Below are 21,032 nucleotides of genomic sequence, written 5' to 3'. Positions count from 1 at the left end.
TTAGCGAATGGCCTGAACGGCCGGATATAGGGGAAATTCATGAAAGTTTTCTACGATAAAGACTGCGACCTGTCGATCATCCAAGGCAAGAAAGTCGCCATCATCGGCTACGGTTCCCAAGGTCACGCGCAAGCTTGCAACCTGAAGGATTCCGGCGTTGACGTGACCGTCGGCCTGCGTAAAGGCTCGTCCACCGTTGCCAAGGCAGAAGCCCATGGTCTGAAAGTGGCTGACGTGGCTTCCGCCGTTGCCGCTGCCGACCTGGTCATGATCCTGACTCCGGACGAATTCCAGGGCGCGCTGTACCGTGACGAAATCGAACCGAACATCAAGAAAGGCGCAACCCTGGCCTTCTCCCACGGCTTCTCGATCCATTACAACCAGGTCGTGCCACGTGCTGACCTCGACGTGATCATGATCGCACCGAAGGCTCCGGGTCACACCGTGCGTTCCGAATTCGTGAAAGGCGGCGGTATCCCTGACCTGATCGCGATCTACCAGGACGCTTCGGGTAACGCCAAGAATGTTGCCCTGTCCTACGCGGCAGGTGTGGGTGGCGGTCGTACCGGCATCATCGAAACCACCTTCAAGGACGAGACCGAAACCGACCTGTTCGGCGAACAAGCCGTTCTGTGCGGCGGTACCGTCGAACTGGTGAAAGCCGGTTTCGAAACCCTGGTCGAAGCGGGTTACGCGCCAGAAATGGCTTACTTCGAGTGCCTGCACGAGCTGAAGTTGATCGTTGACCTCATGTACGAAGGCGGTATCGCCAACATGAACTACTCGATCTCCAACAACGCCGAATACGGCGAGTACGTGACCGGTCCGGAAGTCATCAACGCCGAGTCCCGCCAGGCCATGCGCAACGCCCTGAAACGTATTCAGGACGGCGAATACGCCAAGATGTTCATCAGCGAAGGGGCTACCGGCTATCCTTCGATGACCGCCAAGCGTCGTAACAACGCTGCGCACGGTATCGAAATCATCGGTGAGCAACTGCGCTCGATGATGCCGTGGATCAGCGCCAACAAGATCGTCGACAAAGCCAAGAACTAAGTCGCGAGCTTGATCGAAAAACGCGGCCTCGGCCGCGTTTTTTCGTTTGGGCGGTGGCTTCTGGTATAAAGCTGCATCGTTTGCGACCGAACCGTCGTCCCAGACTTCTGTCGAATTTTTTCACACCGTTGCAAGGTATTGCCCATGAGCGAACGTCCCGACGAGCCAAACCAGGCTCCTGACGCCGAAAGCCTGTTGCCCATCGATGAGCACGTCGAAGAAGGCCATGACGCTGAAGGCCGTAAGGTCCGGCATCGTGGCATCTATCTGCTGCCGAATCTGTTCACCACCGCGAACCTGTTCGCCGGTTTCTATTCCATCATCAACTCCATAAGTGCCCAGGCCGCCTTGAGCGCTGGCGATAGTGCGGGAGCGAGCCGTTACTTCGCATTCGCCGCCATTGCGATCTTCGTCGCCATGGTGCTCGATGGCCTGGACGGGCGTGTTGCCCGCATGACCAATACCCAGAGCGCGTTCGGCGCCGAGTACGACTCGCTGTCCGACATGGTCGCGTTTGGCGTGGCTCCCGCGTTGCTGGCGTTCGGCTGGGCGCTGGGGGATATGGGCAAGGTCGGCTGGATGGTTGCCTTCATCTATGTGGCGGGTGCGGCGTTGCGCCTGGCTCGTTTCAACACCCAGGTAGGCAAGGCTGACAAGCGTTACTTCATCGGCCTGGCCAGTCCGGCTGCGGCGGGTGTCGTGGCAGGGGTTGTCTGGGCATTCAGCGACTACGGCATCCAGGGTTCAAAAATGTCGTTCCTGGTAGCGCTGCTGGTTGCCGCGGCCGGGATGCTGATGGTCAGCAACATCAAGTACAACAGCTTCAAGGAGCTGGATCTGAAGGGCCGTGTGCCATTTGTTGCGATTCTGGCGGTGGTGCTGGTATTCGCGGTGGTGTTCAGTGATCCGCCGCGCATCCTGCTGTTGGTATTCCTTGCCTACGCGGCTTCCGGTCCGGTGCAGTACTTGCTGCGTCTTCGTCGACGCTAAACGTTGCCTTAATGTAATTTCCCCCATACTCCGCAGTCTATTGGTGCATCTGCCCTCCAATACTGCGGAGTTATCATGCTGATCAAGATCCCCAAGTCGTCCGACTGCCGTGAATCGGACGTCACGCCCGAATCCCTCTATCTATCCCGTCGTCAAATGCTCGGTGCAACCATGGCGGGCCTCGCCGTGAGCAGCCTGCCTCGATGGGCCAGTGCTGCCGATGCAGCGCGTTATGCCGATGTCGAGCCGGGCAAGGCGCCATCCTGGTTTGCCGAGAAACTGCCCTCCGTTCAATGGGAGGCGGTTACGGTCAAGAATGAGCCCATTACACCGTTCAAGGATGCGACCCATTACAACAACTTCTATGAGTTCGGTACCGACAAGGGTGATCCGGCGGCCAATGCCGGATCCTTGAAGACCGAGCCTTGGAGTGTGGTGGTGGACGGGGAGGTGGGCAAGCCGGGGCGCTATGGTTTGGAAGACTTCATGAAGCCTTATCAACTGGAGGAGCGGATTTATCGACTGCGTTGTGTTGAGGCTTGGTCGATGGTCATTCCATGGATCGGCTTTCCCATCTCCGCATTGCTCAAGCAAGTCGAGCCGACCTCCAAGGCCAAGTTCATCCGCTTTGAAACCCTGCAGGATCCCAAGGTCATGCCGGGGCAGCGTTCCGGTTTCGCCTTGATCGACTGGCCATATGTTGAGGGCTTGCGATTGGATGAAGCGATGAATCCGTTGGCCATCCTTGCGGTTGGGATGTACGGGCGGGAGTTGCCGAACCAGAACGGCGCGCCGCTGCGGTTGGTGGTCCCCTGGAAGTACGGGTTCAAAAGTGTGAAGTCCATCGTGCGCATCAGTCTGGTGAGCGAGCAACCGAAGACAACGTGGCAAAGCATTGCGTCTGACGAGTACGGCTTTTATGCCAACGTCAATCCTGCGGTCGATCATCCTCGCTGGACCCAGGCGCGTGAGCGTCGTTTGCCAAGTGGGCTGTTCAGTCCCAATGTGCGCGATACGCTGATGTTCAACGGCTATCAGGATGAAGTCGCTTCTTTATATGCAGGGATGGACCTGAGGAAGGACTACTGATGCGTTTTCCAGTCTGGCGAGTCAGCGTCTTCATCGCCGCGGCAGTCTGGCCGTTGCTCTGGCTTTACGAGGCTTTGATGAATTCGTTGGGTCCTGACCCGGGCAAAGTGCTGGTGGATCGGCTCGGGTTGGGAACGCTGATCTTGTTGTTGATCACCTTGAGCATGACGCCGTTGCAGAAGTTGACGGGGTGGGCGGGGTGGATTGCGGTCAGGCGCCAGTTGGGATTGTGGTGCTTTGCTTATGCCGTGCTGCATTTGGGTGGGTATACAGCGTTCATATTGGGGTTCGACTGGTCGCAGTTGGGCGTCGAGTTGAGCAAGCGGCCTTACATTATCGTGGGGGCGCTTGGGTTTCTCGGTTTGCTGGCGCTAGCAATCACCTCCAATCGCTACAGTCAGCGGCGACTGGGTGTGCGCTGGAAGAAACTGCATCGCCTGGTGTACCTGATCCTGGGGCTTGGGTTGCTGCATATGCTGTGGATCGTGCGGGCGGATCTTAAGGAGTGGTCGATATACGCCTTTATAGGCGGCGTACTGTTGGCACTGAGGGTTCCGTCGGTTATGCGGCGGATCCCGCGTTTGCTGGGCAGGAAAGTCCTTCTGCAACAAAAGCGAAATTAAGTGTTGACGGCAGATTCTGGACGTCTATAATTCGCCCCACTTCCGGCGCAGTCGAAACGGAAAACTCCTTGAGATTCAATGAGTTAAGTAGGTTTCGAAGGCGCAGGGCTTCAGTTCATCGAAGTCTGGAAGGAGCGGATAGAGCGGTGTGGTTTGGCTCTATCGGCGGTTCGATCTTCTCGGTCGAAAGCGGTGAAAAAGAGGTGTTGACAGCAGCGAGTAACGCTGTAGAATTCGCCTCCCGCTAACGAGAGATCGGAAGCGCAAGTGGTTGAAGTTGTTGAGGTTTACGAAGTGAAACTTTGAAAACTTCTTAAAATAACCGCTTGACAGATACACGGGGCGCTGTAGAGTGCGCGCCTCGGTTGAGACGAAAGAATCAACCAACCGCTCTTTAACAACTGAATCAAGCAATTCGTGTGGGTGCTTGTGGAGTCAGACTGCTAGTCAACAGATTATCAGCATCACAAGTTACTCCGCGAGAAATCAAAGATGTAACCAACGATTGCTGAGCCAAGTTTAGGGTTTTCTCAAAACCCAAAGATGTTTGAACTGAAGAGTTTGATCATGGCTCAGATTGAACGCTGGCGGCAGGCCTAACACATGCAAGTCGAGCGGTAGAGAGGTGCTTGCACCTCTTGAGAGCGGCGGACGGGTGAGTAATGCCTAGGAATCTGCCTGGTAGTGGGGGATAACGCTCGGAAACGGACGCTAATACCGCATACGTCCTACGGGAGAAAGCAGGGGACCTTCGGGCCTTGCGCTATCAGATGAGCCTAGGTCGGATTAGCTAGTTGGTGGGGTAATGGCTCACCAAGGCGACGATCCGTAACTGGTCTGAGAGGATGATCAGTCACACTGGAACTGAGACACGGTCCAGACTCCTACGGGAGGCAGCAGTGGGGAATATTGGACAATGGGCGAAAGCCTGATCCAGCCATGCCGCGTGTGTGAAGAAGGTCTTCGGATTGTAAAGCACTTTAAGTTGGGAGGAAGGGTTGTAGATTAATACTCTGCAATTTTGACGTTACCGACAGAATAAGCACCGGCTAACTCTGTGCCAGCAGCCGCGGTAATACAGAGGGTGCAAGCGTTAATCGGAATTACTGGGCGTAAAGCGCGCGTAGGTGGTTCGTTAAGTTGGATGTGAAAGCCCCGGGCTCAACCTGGGAACTGCATTCAAAACTGTCGAGCTAGAGTATGGTAGAGGGTGGTGGAATTTCCTGTGTAGCGGTGAAATGCGTAGATATAGGAAGGAACACCAGTGGCGAAGGCGACCACCTGGACTGATACTGACACTGAGGTGCGAAAGCGTGGGGAGCAAACAGGATTAGATACCCTGGTAGTCCACGCCGTAAACGATGTCAACTAGCCGTTGGGAGCCTTGAGCTCTTAGTGGCGCAGCTAACGCATTAAGTTGACCGCCTGGGGAGTACGGCCGCAAGGTTAAAACTCAAATGAATTGACGGGGGCCCGCACAAGCGGTGGAGCATGTGGTTTAATTCGAAGCAACGCGAAGAACCTTACCAGGCCTTGACATCCAATGAACTTTCCAGAGATGGATTGGTGCCTTCGGGAGCATTGAGACAGGTGCTGCATGGCTGTCGTCAGCTCGTGTCGTGAGATGTTGGGTTAAGTCCCGTAACGAGCGCAACCCTTGTCCTTAGTTACCAGCACGTTATGGTGGGCACTCTAAGGAGACTGCCGGTGACAAACCGGAGGAAGGTGGGGATGACGTCAAGTCATCATGGCCCTTACGGCCTGGGCTACACACGTGCTACAATGGTCGGTACAGAGGGTTGCCAAGCCGCGAGGTGGAGCTAATCCCACAAAACCGATCGTAGTCCGGATCGCAGTCTGCAACTCGACTGCGTGAAGTCGGAATCGCTAGTAATCGCGAATCAGAATGTCGCGGTGAATACGTTCCCGGGCCTTGTACACACCGCCCGTCACACCATGGGAGTGGGTTGCACCAGAAGTAGCTAGTCTAACCTTCGGGAGGACGGTTACCACGGTGTGATTCATGACTGGGGTGAAGTCGTAACAAGGTAGCCGTAGGGGAACCTGCGGCTGGATCACCTCCTTAATCGACGACCGCAGCTGCTCCATGAGCTCCCACACGAATTGCTTGATTCATTGAAGAAGACGAAAGAAGCAGCCAAAAGGGTTGTGGCTTGGTTGGTTAGAGCGCACCCCATGCTCTGTGGTAAAGAGCAGGGTGAGGTCGGCCTTAGTAGCTCGAAATTGGGTCTGTAGCTCAGTTGGTTAGAGCGCACCCCTGATAAGGGTGAGGTCGGCAGTTCGAATCTGCCCAGACCCACCAATTTTGTGTGGGAAACGCCTGTAGAAATACGGGGCCATAGCTCAGCTGGGAGAGCGCCTGCCTTGCACGCAGGAGGTCAGCGGTTCGATCCCGCTTGGCTCCACCACTACTGCTTCGATTGTATAAAGCTTAGAAATGAGCATTCCATCGGTTCGATGGTGAATGTTGATTTCTAGTCTTTGACTAGTTCGTTCTTTAAAAATTTGGGTATGTGATAGAAAGATAGACTGAACGTTACTTTCACTGGTAACGGATCAGGCTAAGGTAAAATTTGTGAGTTGCTCGTTGAGCAAGATCGAATTTTCGGCGAATGTCGTCTTCACAGTATAACCAGATTGCTTGGGGTTATATGGTCAAGTGAAGAAGCGCATACGGTGGATGCCTTGGCAGTCAGAGGCGATGAAAGACGTGGTAGCCTGCGAAAAGCTTCGGGGAGTCGGCAAACAGACTGTGATCCGGAGATGTCTGAATGGGGGAACCCAGCCATCATAAGATGGTTATCTTGTACTGAATACATAGGTGCAAGAAGCGAACCAGGGGAACTGAAACATCTAAGTACCCTGAGGAAAAGAAATCAACCGAGATTCCCTTAGTAGTGGCGAGCGAACGGGGACTAGCCCTTAAGCTTCTTTGATTTTAGCGGAACGCTCTGGAAAGTGCGGCCATAGTGGGTGATAGCCCTGTACGCGAAAGGATCTTAGAAGTGAAATCGAGTAGGACGGAGCACGAGAAACTTTGTCTGAATATGGGGGGACCATCCTCCAAGGCTAAATACTACTGACTGACCGATAGTGAACTAGTACCGTGAGGGAAAGGCGAAAAGAACCCCGGAGAGGGGAGTGAAATAGATCCTGAAACCGTATGCGTACAAGCAGTGGGAGCCCACTTTGTTGGGTGACTGCGTACCTTTTGTATAATGGGTCAGCGACTTATTTTCAGTGGCGAGCTTAACCGAATAGGGGAGGCGTAGCGAAAGCGAGTCTTAATAGGGCGTCTAGTCGCTGGGAATAGACCCGAAACCGGGCGATCTATCCATGGGCAGGTTGAAGGTTAGGTAACACTGACTGGAGGACCGAACCGACTACCGTTGAAAAGTTAGCGGATGACCTGTGGATCGGAGTGAAAGGCTAATCAAGCTCGGAGATAGCTGGTTCTCCTCGAAAGCTATTTAGGTAGCGCCTCATGTATCACTGTAGGGGGTAGAGCACTGTTTCGGCTAGGGGGTCATCCCGACTTACCAAACCGATGCAAACTCCGAATACCTACAAGTGCCGAGCATGGGAGACACACGGCGGGTGCTAACGTCCGTCGTGAAAAGGGAAACAACCCAGACCGTCAGCTAAGGTCCCAAAGTTATGGTTAAGTGGGAAACGATGTGGGAAGGCTTAGACAGCTAGGAGGTTGGCTTAGAAGCAGCCACCCTTTAAAGAAAGCGTAATAGCTCACTAGTCGAGTCGGCCTGCGCGGAAGATGTAACGGGGCTCAAACCATACACCGAAGCTACGGGTATCACGTAAGTGATGCGGTAGAGGAGCGTTCTGTAAGCCTGTGAAGGTGAGTTGAGAAGCTTGCTGGAGGTATCAGAAGTGCGAATGCTGACATGAGTAACGACAATGGGTGTGAAAAACACCCACGCCGAAAGACCAAGGTTTCCTGCGCAACGTTAATCGACGCAGGGTTAGTCGGTCCCTAAGGCGAGGCTGAAAAGCGTAGTCGATGGAAAACAGGTTAATATTCCTGTACTTCTGGTTATTGCGATGGAGGGACGGAGAAGGCTAGGCCAGCTTGGCGTTGGTTGTCCAAGTTTAAGGTGGTAGGCTGAAATCTTAGGTAAATCCGGGGTTTCAAGGCCGAGAGCTGATGACGAGTTACCCTTTGGGTGACGAAGTGGTTGATGCCATGCTTCCAAGAAAAGCTTCTAAGCTTCAGGTAACCAGGAACCGTACCCCAAACCGACACAGGTGGTTGGGTAGAGAATACCAAGGCGCTTGAGAGAACTCGGGTGAAGGAACTAGGCAAAATGGCACCGTAACTTCGGGAGAAGGTGCGCCGGTGAGGGTGAAGCACTTGCTGCGTAAGCCCACGCCGGTCGAAGATACCAGGCCGCTGCGACTGTTTATTAAAAACACAGCACTCTGCAAACACGAAAGTGGACGTATAGGGTGTGACGCCTGCCCGGTGCCGGAAGGTTAATTGATGGGGTTAGCTAACGCGAAGCTCTTGATCGAAGCCCCGGTAAACGGCGGCCGTAACTATAACGGTCCTAAGGTAGCGAAATTCCTTGTCGGGTAAGTTCCGACCTGCACGAATGGCGTAACGATGGCGGCGCTGTCTCCACCCGAGACTCAGTGAAATTGAAATCGCTGTGAAGATGCAGTGTATCCGCGGCTAGACGGAAAGACCCCGTGAACCTTTACTATAGCTTTGCACTGGACTTTGAATTTGCTTGTGTAGGATAGGTGGGAGGCTTTGAAGCGTGGACGCCAGTCTGCGTGGAGCCATCCTTGAAATACCACCCTGGCAACTTTGAGGTTCTAACTCAGGTCCGTTATCCGGATCGAGGACAGTGTATGGTGGGTAGTTTGACTGGGGCGGTCTCCTCCTAAAGAGTAACGGAGGAGTACGAAGGTGCGCTCAGACCGGTCGGAAATCGGTCGTAGAGTATAAAGGCAAAAGCGCGCTTGACTGCGAGACAGACACGTCGAGCAGGTACGAAAGTAGGTCTTAGTGATCCGGTGGTTCTGTATGGAAGGGCCATCGCTCAACGGATAAAAGGTACTCCGGGGATAACAGGCTGATACCGCCCAAGAGTTCATATCGACGGCGGTGTTTGGCACCTCGATGTCGGCTCATCACATCCTGGGGCTGAAGCCGGTCCCAAGGGTATGGCTGTTCGCCATTTAAAGTGGTACGCGAGCTGGGTTTAGAACGTCGTGAGACAGTTCGGTCCCTATCTGCCGTGGACGTTTGAGATTTGAGAGGGGCTGCTCCTAGTACGAGAGGACCGGAGTGGACGAACCTCTGGTGTTCCGGTTGTCACGCCAGTGGCATTGCCGGGTAGCTATGTTCGGAAAAGATAACCGCTGAAAGCATCTAAGCGGGAAACTTGCCTCAAGATGAGATCTCACTGGGACCTTGAGTCCCCTGAAGGGCCGTCGAAGACTACGACGTTGATAGGCAGGGTGTGTAAGCGCTGTGAGGCGTTGAGCTAACCTGTACTAATTGCCCGTGAGGCTTGACCATATAACACCCAAGCAATTTGTGAACTCGAAAGAGACCAGATTGCGGTGTGTGAAGACGAAACGAACCGAAAGTTCGAGAACGTCAGCGACAACACACAAACTATCGCATACCCATTCGCTGGAACGTGACCGCAAGGTACGCGCTGGCTACCGAATTTCTTGACGACCATAGAGCATTGGAACCACCTGATCCCATCCCGAACTCAGCAGTGAAACGATGCATCGCCGATGGTAGTGTGGGGTTTCCCCATGTGAGAGTAGGTCATCGTCAAGATTAAATTCCGAAACCCCTATCTGCTGACGCAGGTAGGGGTTTTGTTTTGTCCGTCACAAAAGTCTGCGAAAGCTCATGATAAATTTGCACAGTTATTTTCGAGCTGGAGCACTAGAATAGCCCCAACTTAGCTGAGCCAGAGCTGTTTATGCCCGATCCATCAGACACTGATAGGTTGTCAGACTTACCCCTGAGCGATCTGGTGGCGTGTCATGAATGCGACCTGTTGATGCGCAAGCCCCAACTGGCCCATGACGAAAAGGCCGAGTGCCCCCGCTGCGGTTATGAACTTTACGCTCACCGGCACAACGTAGTCGAACGCAGTCTTGCCTTGGTGATCGCTGCCCTGCTGCTGTATGTCCCGGCCAACTTCTTACCCATCATGCAACTCAATCTGCTCGGACAGTCCTCCCAGGACACCGTTTGGAGTGGTGTGGTAGGTCTGTTCAATACTGGTATGCAAGGCGTCTCGGCCGTGGTGTTTCTGTGCAGCATGGGCATCCCGTTGCTCAAGTTGCTTTGCCAGTTGGCTGTGCTGCTGACCATTCGCTTGGACGTTGGCCGTAGTTACGGTTTGCTGCTGTACCGCATTTATCACCATCTACGCGATTGGGGGATGCTTGAGGTTTACCTCATGGGCGTGCTGGTGGCCATCGTCAAGTTGGCAGACATGGCGGCCATTACCGTCGGCCTTGGCTTGGTGTGCTTCATCAGTTTGTTGCTGGTCCAGGTCTGGCTGGAAGTGGTGATGTCACCGCATCAGATCTGGCAGGCGTTATCAGGAGAGGATGCCCATGCGGGCGATTGATGCCGGGATTCTGGTTTGCACGGAATGCCATGAGTTGAATCGGCAGGACGCTGAAGCCGACAAACAAACCTGCACTCGTTGCGGCGCGCTGGTCCACCCACGTCGCCCGAACAGCTTGATGCGAACCTGGGCATTGTTGATGACGGCCGCGATTCTTTATATCCCGGCCAATATGCTACCGATCATGACCATCAACTCGCTGGGCCAAGGGGCCCCGAGCACTATCATGGCTGGCGTCATCGAATTGGTTCAGCACGGCATGATTCCTATCGCCGCCGTCGTGTTCATCGCCAGTATCCTTGTGCCTACCTTCAAGCTGGTGGGCATCGCCCTGTTATTGTTTTCGGTGCAGCGGCACCAGCCCATGTCGGCGCGGCAACGCATTCTGATGTACCGCTTCATCGAGTTCATTGGTCGTTGGTCGATGCTGGATATATTCGTAATCGCCATTCTGGTGGCGGTGGTGAATTTTGGGCGACTTGCCAGTGTCGAAGCCGGTCTCGGCGCGATTGCTTTCGCCAGCGTAGTGATTTTAACAATGATTGCCGCAGTAACCTTCGATCCCCGGCTGATTTGGGATAACACGGAGTCGGATAACGACCATGACTGATTTGCCTACCGCTAAAACCCGACCGGCTTCGAACTGGTCGGCCATCTGGGTTCTGCCGCTGATTGCATTGATCATCGGCGGCTGGCTCGGCTGGCGGGCCTATAACGAGACCGGAATCGAGATCAGTGTGCGCTTTGAGAGTGGCGAAGGCATCCAGGTCAACAAAACCGAAGTCGTCTACAAGGGGATGCCGGTCGGCAAGGTGACGGCCCTTACGCTCGATGATGAAGGCAGCTCCAAGGGCGTGGTCGCGACTGTAGAGATGAACAAGGACGTCGAGCAATACCTCAAGACCGGAACGCGTTTCTGGCTGGTCAAGCCGAGCGTGAGCCTGGCGGGAATTACAGGCCTGGAAACCCTGGTTTCGGGTAACTACGTGGCGATCAGCCCGGGTGAGGGCGAGTCGACGCGCAAGTTCAAGGCCTTGGCCGAGGAGCCGCCGCTGTCGGATTCCAAGCCGGGTTTGCACCTGACCATCAAGGCCGACCGGTTGGGGTCGCTGGACCGTGGCAGTCCGGTGTTCTACAAGCAGATCCAGGTGGGTCAGGTGAAAAGCTACCTGCTTTCGGAAGACCAGCGCACTGTCGAGATCAAAGTTTTCATCGAGCCGACCTACGCCAGCCTGGTGCGTAAACACACGCGTTTCTGGAATGCCAGTGGTATCAGCATCGATGCCAACCTCTCGGGCGTCAAAGTGCGCAGCGAGTCCCTGGCCAGCATCGTGGCGGGAGGCATCGCGTTTGCCACGCCGGAAAACCGTAGGGACAGCCCACCTACGGATCCAAGCCTGCCGTTTCGTCTGTACGAAGATTTCGATGCTGCCGCTGCGGGGATTCGCGTCAAGGTCAAGCTCAGCGATTTCGAAGGATTGCAGGCTGGCCGTACGCCGGTGATGTACAAGGGCATCCAGGTCGGCAGCCTGAAGACTTTGAAAGTCGACCCGGACTTGTCCAGTGCCAGCGCGGAGTTGACCCTCGATCCGTTGGCCGAAGATTATCTGGTGGCCGGCGCTCAGTTTTGGGTCGTCAAGCCATCGATTTCCCTGGCGGGCATCACTGGCCTGGAGGCGCTGGTCAAGGGCAACTACATTGCCGTGCGTCCAGGCGACAAGGGCGGAGCGCCACAACGCGAGTTCGAAGCCAGGTCGAAGGCGCCGCCGTTGGACCTGCGTTCACCGGGATTGCATCTGGTCTTGTTGACGGAGAACCTCGGATCGCTGGAGGTCGGTAGCCCGATTCTCTACAAGCAGGTCAAGGTCGGATCGGTGCAGAGCTACCAGTTTTCTCGCAAGAAAAAGCAACTGATCATCGGCGTGCACATCGAGAAGGAATACGAAGGACTGGTCAACGGTTCGACGCGATTCTGGAACGCCAGCGGCGTTACCCTCACGGGTGGCTTGACCGGTGGGATACAGGTCAAGAGCGAGTCCCTGCAAAGCTTGATGGCCGGCGGGATCGCCTTCGAAACGCCGGAACCTAACGTGCCGTTGAAAAGGCGTATCCCACGGTTTCGTCTGCATGAGGATCGCGAAGCCGCACAGCAGAAGGGCACGCTCGTGACGATCAAGGTCGACCGCGCCGATGGCTTGCGCAGTGGTACGCCGATCCGTTTCAAAGGATTGGATGTAGGCAAGATCGAAGATGTCGATCTCAGCGCCGACATGCAGTCGGTGTTGCTCACTGCGCGTATCACCGAAGTGCCGGAACGCATCGCCCGGGTCGGGTCCCAGTTCTGGGTGGTCAAGCCTGAGTTGGGGTTGATGAAGACTTCCAACCTGGAGACGCTGGTCACGGGCCAATACATTGAAGTGCAGCCTTCGGTGAAAAACCTCGGGCCACAGAAAAGCTTCGTGGCCTTGGCCAATCCACCGGAAAGCGCGGTGCCCGAGGCCGGTCTGAGCCTGGTGTTGAGTGCGGCCCGCCGTGGTTCGTTGAAGATCGGCGTGCCAGTCACCTATCGTGAGATCACGGTGGGCAAGGTCACCGGTTATGAACTGGGCCAGACGGCGGACCGGGTGCTGATCCATATCCTGATCGAGCCCAAATACGCGCCGCTGGTGCGCAGCGGCACACGCTTCTGGAACTCCAGTGGCTTCGGTTTGGACTTTGGTCTGTTCAAGGGCGCGACGGTGCGAACCGAGTCGCTAGAAACGCTGATCCAGGGCGGCATTGCGTTTGCAACGCCGGATGGCGAGCGAATGGGCAATCCGGCCCGACCGGAGCAGACCTTCCCACTGTTCGACAAGTTTGAAGAGGAATGGCTGACCTGGGCGCCGAAGATCAAGATCGATAAGTAGGGCACGAGTTGCAGCCTGCTCGCGAAGCGTCCACCGGGCGACCTGAGCAAAAACATCGAGCAATAAAAAGGCCGCGATCCATGGGATCGCGGCCTTTTTCACATCCGGATATTCACATCACACCGGATCCAGCTCCGGCTCATCGGCCTGGACATTCACCGTGGCCTTCACCGCATCGTGACGACGGATGTATTTCCAGTCCGCTTCGTCGATGTAGATGCCGTTCGGACCACTGCCGCCTTCCAGGTCGATGGCGACACTGGCGCAGACCTGCGGCTTCACACTGGCCAGGATCGGCACGAAGCCCAGTTGCAGGCTGGTTTCCAGCAGGGCGGCCTGGTTTTTCTCGTCGATGTCCGCCGCTTCGTCCAGGTAGTACGGCAGGCGCACGCGACCGGCCTGTTCACGGTCCATCAAGTGCAGCAACAAGTACATGTTGGTCAGCGCCTTGATGGTCATGGTGGTGCCGTTGGACGCCGCGCCGTCGATGTCGGTGTGGATCACGGGCTGACCATTGACCTTGGTGATCTCGAACGCCAGTTCGAACAGGTCCTTGAGACCGAGCTGGTTGTGGTTCGCCGCCACCAGCCGTGCCAGGTATTCCTTGGCTTCTTCGTTCTTGTTGTCCTGCTCGGCGCTCTGGCTGAGGTCGAACACCGACAGCGTCTCGCCTTCCTCGTACTGGCCGGCGCTGTGGATGATCTGGTCGATATGCTTGAGCGCTTCCTTGTTCGGCGCCAGGACGATACGGAAACTCTGCAGGTTGGACACCTGGCGCTTGTTGATCTCGCGGTTGAACAGGGCCAGTTGGTGCTCGAGGCTGTCGTAGTCGCTGCGGATGTTGCGCAGGGTCCGGGCGATGTCGGTCACGGCGGCACGGCGTGCCTTGCCCAGGGTCAGGGCCTCGTCGGTGCGATGGGCGTAGGCGTTGATCAGCAGTTGCAGGCGCCGCTCCATGTCATCTTCGCTGTCGAACTTGGCCACGCCCTTGAGGCGCACCTGGGCATACAGTGCTTCGATCTGACCGTCGACCCGCAGCAGCCCCTGCCAGCTGTCCTGGTAGTCATTGAGCAACGGCAGCAGGTTGTCCATGGAGTCGTCGACCGGGTCCATGAACGGCGTGCCGAACGGCAAGTCCGCCGGCAGCAATTGACGACGGCGCAGGGCGTCGTCGAGGGTGCGTTGCTTGGCTTCCATGTCGGCGATCTGCCGGCCCACCAGTTGCAACTTGGCGGACAGTTGCTGGACGCGCTCGGTGAAGGCATCGCTGGAGCGCTTGAGTTCGTCCTGGGCGGCTTCCATCTGCGCCAGTTGCTCCAGCTTCTCGCCTTCCTCGGCACTCAGGGTCTGGGTGCGACGGAAGTCCTCCAAGGCTTTCTGCGCATCGAGGACCTGCTGGTACAGCGTTTCGGTCTGGGTCTTGCTCGCGGCGCGGTCGGCGGCCACGGCTTGCTGGGTCTTGAGCTGCTTGAGTTCTTTTTCCAGGCGCTCTTTCTGGTCCCGCAGCGCGGCGCGATCGGCCAGGGCTTGCAGGGCGGGGGGCTCGATGTGGGACAGGTCGATGGACAGGCCCGGCACTTCGAAGCGCTCGCCCTTGAAGCCATCGAGGATCAGCTCCATGGATTTGACCCACTCGCTATTCTCGTCCAGCGCGATGCCGTGCTCGCCCAGTGGCAGGCTGAACAGGGCGCTGTTGAACAGGCGCATCAGGCGCTCGACATCCTGCTGGGAGAATTCCTCACGCAGGCGGGCGTAGCTGTTGTTGTCGGCGTGATCGAGTTGCTGCTTGACCGACTTCAGGCGCTTTTCCAGGTCCCGCAGGCGCTCTTCCAAGTCCTCGGCGCTGAACTGTCGGGACTGGGCCAGGGCGCCGGCGAGTTCGTCGTGGGCGTCCTTGGCGGCGAGCAGTTGCTGCTCCAGGACCTTGACGTCATCCACCAGGGCAAACCGATGCTTGAGCACCGACAGCTCGCCGAGCCAGCGCTGGATGCCGCTGATTTCCCGTTCCAGGCGCATCAGCTCCTGAGTGCCGCCGCGCTGGTCGTTCTGCAGGGAATCCTGTTCGTTGCGGTAGTGTTCGGCCTGGATGGTCAGCTCTTCCTTGCGCGCACTGGCGTAGTCCGACCAGGTGCCCAACAGCGAGTCTAGCAATGGCGAGAGGCGATGCAATTTGCCGCGCAGGATATCGCGCTGCTTCACGCCATTGGCCAGGGCTTCCACCAGCGGGCCGGCGGCCACCAGGGAGTTGTAGTCCTGCTCCATGCGGCGTACGTCGCGGAAGGCTTCTTCGCACGCGGCGATGTAGTCCACGCTGCCGGACCTCAAGCTGTGCTCGAACGCATCGAGGAACAACTGCTTGAGCTTGGCCGCGGTGATTTCACGCATGTGCAGCAGGTTGATGAACAGTGCGCGGAAGGTCTTGAGGCTTTGCTCGCTGGTGGAGCGCAGCGGGATCAGCGTCAGGTCCAGGGGGATCGAGGTGTGGCCCCCCACCAGCAGGCGTCGCAGTTCATCGGGCTTGAGTTCGTAGGCTTTCAGGCCTTCGCGCTCCAGGTTGGTGAACAGCTCTTTCTGGCGCAGGCAGGTGTCATCTTTCTGGTAGTGAGCCAGGTCCAGCTTGCCGGCGTAGGCAAAGAACTGGTGACCGAAGCCGCCGCCGGGGCCGCGACCGACCACGCCGATGACGTGCGGGCCATGGGGCAGGGCGACTTCCACCAGAATGTAGCTGGTGTCGGAGGCAAAGTAGAAGCGCCGGGATTGTTCCAGGCTGTACTTGCCGAAGCTCATGTCCGACATGCGCGCCAGGATCGGGAACTGCAAGGCGTTGATCGAGGCGGATTTACCGAGGTTGTTCGCGCCGTACACCGACAGCGGTTCTTCCAGCGGGAACAGGCCGAGGCTGTAGCCGGCGGTGTTCAAAAGGGCAAAGCGGCGGATGCCGTAGCGTTCCTTGCTCATGCGTCGGTCTCCTGTTCTTCGGCAATGGCGCGGGCCAGGGCGTCTTCTTCGCTTTCACCCTCGAATTCGCTGAGGTCCAGCGGATCGTCGGTTTGCAGCAGTTTTTCGTCGCTGTCTTCGTCGATCAATACCGGTGCCGGCAACGGCAGCACACTGTGCACGCTGGCGGCCAGGTCGCGGTCCTGCTGGACGGACAGGCAGACGTCGAGGAAACGGTGCATCGGTGGCAGGAAGCGGTACACACCGTTCTCTTCGCTGGCGAAGCCCAGTTGAGTCATGCGGCGCATGATTTTTTCTTCCAGCTCTTCCTGGGTCTGTACTTCGGCCTGGATGAACAGGTCACGGTATTTTTCCAGCAGTGAAGGCAGCTCATCGCGGCCCAGGCTGCCGCCGTCGAGCACGGCGATCGGGTCGCGACCCTGGTCGGCCAGGTGCTCCACCAGGATGAACGTGAACAGGGCCAGGCGCTGGGCGGTCTTGTTCACCGCCGCGGCGGCCAGGTCCGGCACGAAGTAATAGAAGCCACGGGTGTCGCACACCAGCTCGAAGCCCAGGGCCTTGAACAGCGTGCGGTACTGGTCCTGGAAGTTCGACAGTTGTGCGTACAGCTCCGGGTCGCGGCGGCTGACGTGATAGCCCTTGAACAGCTCGCGAAAGATCGGCGCCAGCTGGGACAGTTCGGATAGATCAAGATGCATGGGGGATGCTCGCAGAATCCTCGGCGGCGGTGTCGCCGACCGAGAGCAGGGCGAAGGAGCGCAGGCTGACCTGATGCTCGTGAGTGTGGTATTCGCGGCGTTCCAGGCGCTCGCGCTTGAAGCGTTTTTCCCGCGACAGGCGCGAGAACCAGTACAGCAATTCGTCGGTGGCGCCGTCCGGCTCCTGTTCCAGCAGCCAGGTCATCAGGTCTGGCATCGGCAGGGCGTCTTCGCAACGCTCGACCATCTCGCGCACGGTGCGTGGTGCACGCGGTGCCTCGCCACCCTTGTGGGTCTTGTGGGACTTGGGGAAGCGCGCCGGTTTCGGCTCGAAACGGGCCAAGGCGTACACATAGGCTTCGACCTGGCTGGCGCTGCCCAGGAAGGTGCTTTGCGGCCGGGTGAACAGTGGCATGGCGGCCTGCGGAACGGCGTCGATGCCTTTACGGCGAATGGCGGCCAGGGCCAGTGCGGCGCCACGGGTCACGGCGTTGTGGCGGCGGGCTTCTTCGCGCAATGGCAGGAGCAGTTCGCGGGCATGACGCAGGGTCAACTGGGCGCTGGTCTGCATCTCCAGGATGCGCGCGTGGGTGCGCAGCAGCATGTCGTCGTCCACCAGGTGACCGAGACGCTGCTGTTCGGTGAGCATGCGCAACAGCACGTTCTCGACCTTGCGCACGCCTTGCTCGAAGGCCCCGTCAGCGTTCACCAACTGGATCATCGGTTCGACGTATTCGTCCCAGGTCGCCAGCACTTCGGCGTAACGCTGGCGCAGCGGGATCTGCCGGTCGCTGGTCTTGGCCCGTTCGGCCACGGCCACCAGGGCCTGTTCGTCGTTGGCGAGTTTCTTCAGCACGTCGCGCACGCGCATGTCCAGCAGGCGCAGCTGGCGGGCCAGGTCGTTGCCGTCGCGCACGTCGAAGGCGTCCTGGATGTAGCCGGCCAGGCGCTCGAGGTGGCGCAGGTAGGCTTCGATCTCCAGGCACAGGCCCAGGCGGTGTTCGCGGCGCAGATAGGCGAGGAAGTCATGGATCTGGGCGTTGAGTTCGAAGCGGTTCGGGCTTTTCGCCACCGGTACGAGGATGTCCAGGCGGATCCACACGTCCAGCAGGCTGGTGATGTCCTGGGGCGTACTGTCCAGTTGTTGGGCGGCCAGCTGTGAACGCAGTTCGTTGAGGCTCAAGGTGCCCTGGTCGAAGTGCTCGCACAAAGGTTCCAGCAATGCCCAGTGTTCAGCGAGGGCGCGCAAGACGCGCTTGGGTTCGATCATCGCAATGGCCGTCGGGTTGGCAATTAAAAGCGGCGATTGTACTGCATCGGGCCGGTTGCGATTCACCCCTTGGACGGACTGTCGTTCTCTATCGGTCAACTATTGGCTCAACAGGGAAGCGATCCGCCTCGAAGGGCGGTAGAATCCCTCCCACTTTCAGTTATCCACAAGTGGCCGACCCTTGCTTATCGAGTCCCGCCGCCGCGCCTATCTGACCGCCATGCAGGTGGTCAACTGGCTGCCGCGTACCGAATTGCCGTTCGCCGCCCCGTCGCGGCCCGAGCTGCTGGAAACGCCCGAGCCCGAGTACATCGCGCCGGTCGTGAGCGCGCCTGTGGCCAAGACGGTCGCCGAGCCGGTGGCGCCCGTGGTCGAGCGGCCAAAAATCGAAGTGCCGCGTCCAAGCCTGGCCTCGACCCGTACCAACGCCAAACCAGTGGAGGAGGTTGTCGAGGCGCCGCCCAAGGCCCCCTACGTCGCGCCGCCGCGTTTCGCTCTGCAACTGCTGCGGGCCGGGCGTTGCCTGCTGTTGGTGGAGTTGCCCACGGGCGAACCGTTCCAAAGCCGCGACCCGGCCTACTTGCTGCTCAAGGACATGCTGCGCGCTGCCGGTCTGCCGGACAGCCCGCAGATCATCGGCGAGCCGGTGCGCTGGCCGTTGTTGTCGCGGGGCACCCTGGACCAGGGGCCCGACGCGGCGCGGGATTTCGTCCAGGGCTTCGTTTCGGCACGGCTCGAAGACGAACCGTGCGTGTGCCTGTGGCTGATCGGCCTGCCGGCGGTGAAGTTTGCCGGCGAGGCGGATGCCGAAGCGTTCAATCGTGAACTGCAGGTCGAAGGCCTGGGCTCGGCCTGGGCGTTGCCCGGGTTGGAACTGTTAATGGAAACGCCACAGCGCAAGGCTGATGTCTGGCAAGCCATGCGCCGGCTGATGGCGCGCTGGAAAGAATCGAATGAGTGACGCTGTATCGTTCCGCCCGATGACCGAGGCGGACCTCGACGCTGTACTGAAAATCGAATACGCCGCCTACAGCCACCCATGGACCCGGGGGATATTTCTCGACGGGCTGGGCAAATACCAGATCTGGCTGATGTTCGAAGGCCAGCAGCAAGTGGGTCATGGCGTGGTGCAGATCATCCTGGACGAGGCGCACCTGCTCAACATCACCGTCAAGCCGGAAAACCAGGGGCGCGGCCTGGGCTTGCGCCTGCTGGAACACTTGATGTCGATTGCCTATAAAGCCGAGGCCCGGGAATGCTTCCTGGAAGTGCGTGACAGCAATCGCACGGCGTTCCGGCTGTATGAGCGCTATGGCTTCAACGAAGTGGGCCGGCGCCGGGACTACTACCCGGCGGTGGGTGGGCGCGAAGATGCGGTGGTCATGGCGTGTACCTTGGTGGACTGAAGCACCGCGCCCCATGTGGGAGCGGGCTTGCTCGCGAAGACGGCGGTACATCCAACATCGATGCAAACTGAACCACCGCTATCGCGAGCAAGCTCGCTCCCACAGGGGCTTGGCGGTGTGCATTAAATCCGAGGCCAAACTCAAAAAACTGTGGGAGCGAGCTTGCTCGCGATGGCGATTGTCGGGTCAACGCTTGCCATCCAGCGGATCGATATCGGCCATTTCCGCTTCGTCCAGCCCGTCGCCCCCGCCAATATCATTTTCATCCACCACGCTCAGGTCCCAGTCCGCCTGTTCGTCGTCCCCGATCTCGTGGGCGTCCCGGGCGCCGTCTTCGCGAATGAGGGTTTCCGGGCTCATGTCGTCGTCGGTCGATTCGTGATCATCCGTCGAAGCCCCGGTCATTCCGGCTTCTCGGACGCGTTCGCGAGGCATCAGGCGCTCGCGTTCGTTTTCCGGCAGTTCGTCACCGATCTTCGCGCTGGGCTCTTCTTCGTCGAACGCCAGTTCATGCATCGAGCCCATGCGATCTTCATTGTCGTCGATGGGTTCCGGCTGCGCGGCATCGAAGGGGCGTCGTGAATCATTCATGGTAATTCCTCATACTGTGGGCCTTACTGGTGTCGACCGGAAGCGCAGCCAGGAATTCCAATGCATCGTCGACGTGACCTCGACCGGCGGTCGTTTGTCACAGTTGCGCACTCTCTCTCGAGGCTAGACAGCATGAACGAATTACAAGATCTGATTGATAACAACGCGCGCTGGGCCGATGCGATCAAGCAGGAGGATCCTGACTTCTTCGCCAAGCTGGCTCGTCAGCAAACCCCGGAGTATCTGTGGATCGGCTGTTCCGATGCGCGTGTGCCGGCCAACGAGATCGTCGGCATGCTGCCGGGTGATCTGTTCGTGCACCGCAACGTGGCCAACGTGGTGCTGCACACCGACCTCAACTGCCTGTCGGTGATCCAGTACGCGGTGGATGTGCTCAAGGTCAAACACATCCTGGTCACCGGCCATTACGGCTGTGGCGGTGTGCGTGCCTCGATGCAGGACCGCCAACTGGGCCTGATCGATGGCTGGCTGCGCTCGATTCGCGACCTGTACTACGAACATCGCGAGGCGTTGGGCCAGTTGCCGACCGAAGAAGAACGTGTCGACCGCCTGTGTGAGCTCAACGTGATCCAGCAAGTGGCCAACGTCGGTCATACCAGCATTGTGCAAAACGCCTGGCACCGTGGGCAGAAACTGTCGATTCATGGCTGCATCTACGGCATCAAGGACGGACGCTGGAAGAGCCTGGACACCACGATCAGTGGTTTCGAGCAATTGCCGCCGCAGTATCGGCTGCGTCCGGTCGGCGCGCCCTGACGCCAGTGCCGTAGACATGCC

Annotated in this window: 13 protein-coding genes, 2 tRNA genes, 3 rRNA genes and 1 pseudogene; 15 read left to right on the top strand and 4 right to left on the bottom strand. The window is 58.0% G+C overall.

From position 1 onward, the window contains the following. The first annotated feature begins 39 nt into the window (after positions 1-39). From ilvC to ACMTA2_RS27745, 12 genes and pseudogenes are all read left to right on the top strand, one after another. Positions 40-1,056 carry a ketol-acid reductoisomerase gene (gene ilvC, locus ACMTA2_RS27800; protein WP_042728776.1) on the top strand — a complete coding sequence of 339 codons (1,017 nt, stop codon included), beginning with the start codon at positions 40-42 and terminating at the stop codon, positions 1,054-1,056. A gap of 144 nt (positions 1,057-1,200) precedes the next feature. Next, positions 1,201-2,046, top strand: coding sequence for a CDP-diacylglycerol--serine O-phosphatidyltransferase (gene pssA, locus ACMTA2_RS27795; protein WP_413792650.1), 846 nt, complete (start codon positions 1,201-1,203; stop codon positions 2,044-2,046). 75 nt (positions 2,047-2,121) lie between these two features. Then, positions 2,122-3,135 (top strand): protein-methionine-sulfoxide reductase catalytic subunit MsrP, encoded by a 1,014-nt coding sequence (gene msrP, locus ACMTA2_RS27790; protein ID WP_413792649.1) that lies wholly within the window; start codon positions 2,122-2,124, stop codon positions 3,133-3,135. Further along, a pseudogene (gene msrQ, locus ACMTA2_RS27785) lies at positions 3,135-3,751 on the top strand (protein-methionine-sulfoxide reductase heme-binding subunit MsrQ); the annotation flags it as partial. The gene msrP and the pseudogene msrQ, both read left to right, overlap by 1 nt. Before the next feature lie 556 nt (positions 3,752-4,307). Further along, positions 4,308-5,844: ribosomal RNA gene (locus ACMTA2_RS27780) — 16S ribosomal RNA — on the top strand. A 160-nt stretch (positions 5,845-6,004) separates the two neighbouring features. After that, positions 6,005-6,081 (top strand) — tRNA-Ile (locus ACMTA2_RS27775). Between the two features lie 30 nt (positions 6,082-6,111). Next, positions 6,112-6,187, top strand: a tRNA-Ala gene (locus ACMTA2_RS27770). Between the two features lie 245 nt (positions 6,188-6,432). Continuing rightward, positions 6,433-9,324 (top strand): 23S ribosomal RNA (locus ACMTA2_RS27765). A gap of 157 nt (positions 9,325-9,481) precedes the next feature. Further along, positions 9,482-9,597 (top strand): 5S ribosomal RNA (gene rrf, locus ACMTA2_RS27760). Together the 16S, 23S and 5S rRNA genes with 2 tRNA genes alongside form the textbook arrangement of a ribosomal RNA operon. A gap of 148 nt (positions 9,598-9,745) precedes the next feature. Further along, entirely contained in the window at positions 9,746-10,405 is a 660-nt protein-coding gene (locus tag ACMTA2_RS27755) for a paraquat-inducible protein A (RefSeq protein WP_413792648.1), read from the top strand. Continuing rightward, positions 10,392-11,015, top strand: coding sequence for a paraquat-inducible protein A (locus ACMTA2_RS27750; protein WP_413792647.1), 624 nt, complete (start codon positions 10,392-10,394; stop codon positions 11,013-11,015). The genes ACMTA2_RS27755 and ACMTA2_RS27750 overlap by 14 nt, the downstream gene beginning before the upstream one ends. Next, entirely contained in the window at positions 11,008-13,311 is a 2,304-nt protein-coding gene (locus ACMTA2_RS27745) for a PqiB family protein (protein WP_413792646.1), read from the top strand. The genes ACMTA2_RS27750 and ACMTA2_RS27745 overlap by 8 nt, the downstream gene beginning before the upstream one ends. A 117-nt stretch (positions 13,312-13,428) precedes the next feature. On the opposite strand, the gene mksF is transcribed toward ACMTA2_RS27745, so the two are convergent. Genes mksF through mksB form a run of 3 tightly spaced genes read right to left on the bottom strand, consistent with a single transcriptional unit; the run spans position 13,429 to position 18,237 of the window. After that, on the bottom strand, positions 13,429-16,269 hold the full coding sequence (gene mksF / locus ACMTA2_RS27740) for an Mks condensin complex protein MksF (protein ID WP_413792645.1): 2,841 nt from the start codon (positions 16,267-16,269) through the stop codon (positions 13,429-13,431). Then, complete coding sequence (gene mksE / locus ACMTA2_RS27735) at positions 16,266-16,967, bottom strand: Mks condensin complex protein MksE (protein ID WP_413792644.1); 702 nt, start codon at positions 16,965-16,967, stop codon at positions 16,266-16,268. The genes mksF and mksE overlap by 4 nt, the downstream gene beginning before the upstream one ends. Continuing rightward, a complete protein-coding gene (gene mksB, locus ACMTA2_RS27730) occupies positions 16,957-18,237 on the bottom strand; it encodes an Mks condensin complex protein MksB (protein ID WP_413792643.1) in 1,281 nt (426 codons plus the stop codon). The genes mksE and mksB overlap by 11 nt, the downstream gene beginning before the upstream one ends. Positions 18,238-18,418: 181 nt before the next feature. Between mksB and ACMTA2_RS27725 the strand changes: the two genes are divergently transcribed. Both ACMTA2_RS27725 and rimI read left to right on the top strand, forming a co-directional pair. Next, entirely contained in the window at positions 18,419-19,198 is a 780-nt protein-coding gene (locus tag ACMTA2_RS27725; protein ID WP_413792642.1) for an energy transducer TonB, read from the top strand. Continuing rightward, complete coding sequence (rimI, locus tag ACMTA2_RS27720; protein ID WP_047229376.1) at positions 19,191-19,643, top strand: ribosomal protein S18-alanine N-acetyltransferase; 453 nt, start codon at positions 19,191-19,193, stop codon at positions 19,641-19,643. Before ACMTA2_RS27725 ends, rimI begins: the two co-directional genes overlap by 8 nt. Positions 19,644-19,829: 186 nt before the next feature. Here rimI and ACMTA2_RS27715 read toward each other — a convergent pair whose 3' ends face one another. Then, on the bottom strand, positions 19,830-20,234 hold the full coding sequence (locus ACMTA2_RS27715; protein ID WP_413792641.1) for a serine kinase/phosphatase: 405 nt from the start codon (positions 20,232-20,234) through the stop codon (positions 19,830-19,832). A 132-nt stretch (positions 20,235-20,366) separates the two neighbouring features. On the opposite strand from ACMTA2_RS27715, the gene can reads away from it, so the two are divergent. Further along, positions 20,367-21,011, top strand: coding sequence for a carbonate dehydratase (gene can, locus ACMTA2_RS27710; protein WP_003185433.1), 645 nt, complete (start codon positions 20,367-20,369; stop codon positions 21,009-21,011). Positions 21,012-21,032: the final 21 nt, after the last annotated feature.

Origin of the sequence: Pseudomonas medicaginis, assembly GCF_965119365.1 — a bacterium.
Taxonomy (GTDB): Bacteria; Pseudomonadota; Gammaproteobacteria; order Pseudomonadales; family Pseudomonadaceae; genus Aquipseudomonas.
The sequence above is the reverse complement of the archived record's forward strand: the minus strand, read 5'-3'. Positions and strand labels throughout refer to the sequence as shown.

Excerpts from the sequence above, each read along its gene's own strand:
- mksF (WP_413792645.1), bottom strand. The coding sequence starts at position 16,269 with ATGAGCAAGGAACGCTACGGCATCCGCCGCTTTGCCCTTTTGAACACC.
- ACMTA2_RS27755 (WP_413792648.1), top strand. The coding sequence starts at position 9,746 with ATGCCCGATCCATCAGACACTGATAGGTTGTCAGACTTACCCCTGAGC.
- ACMTA2_RS27750 (WP_413792647.1), top strand. The coding sequence starts at position 10,392 with ATGCGGGCGATTGATGCCGGGATTCTGGTTTGCACGGAATGCCATGAG.
- can (WP_003185433.1), top strand. The coding sequence starts at position 20,367 with ATGAACGAATTACAAGATCTGATTGATAACAACGCGCGCTGGGCCGAT.
- pssA (WP_413792650.1), top strand. The coding sequence starts at position 1,201 with ATGAGCGAACGTCCCGACGAGCCAAACCAGGCTCCTGACGCCGAAAGC.
- msrP (WP_413792649.1), top strand. The coding sequence starts at position 2,122 with ATGCTGATCAAGATCCCCAAGTCGTCCGACTGCCGTGAATCGGACGTC.
- ilvC (WP_042728776.1), top strand. The coding sequence starts at position 40 with ATGAAAGTTTTCTACGATAAAGACTGCGACCTGTCGATCATCCAAGGC.
- ACMTA2_RS27745 (WP_413792646.1), top strand. The coding sequence starts at position 11,008 with ATGACTGATTTGCCTACCGCTAAAACCCGACCGGCTTCGAACTGGTCG.
- ACMTA2_RS27715 (WP_413792641.1), bottom strand. The coding sequence starts at position 20,234 with ATGAATGATTCACGACGCCCCTTCGATGCCGCGCAGCCGGAACCCATC.
- rimI (WP_047229376.1), top strand. The coding sequence starts at position 19,191 with ATGAGTGACGCTGTATCGTTCCGCCCGATGACCGAGGCGGACCTCGAC.
- mksE (WP_413792644.1), bottom strand. The coding sequence starts at position 16,967 with ATGCATCTTGATCTATCCGAACTGTCCCAGCTGGCGCCGATCTTTCGC.
- mksB (WP_413792643.1), bottom strand. The coding sequence starts at position 18,237 with ATGATCGAACCCAAGCGCGTCTTGCGCGCCCTCGCTGAACACTGGGCA.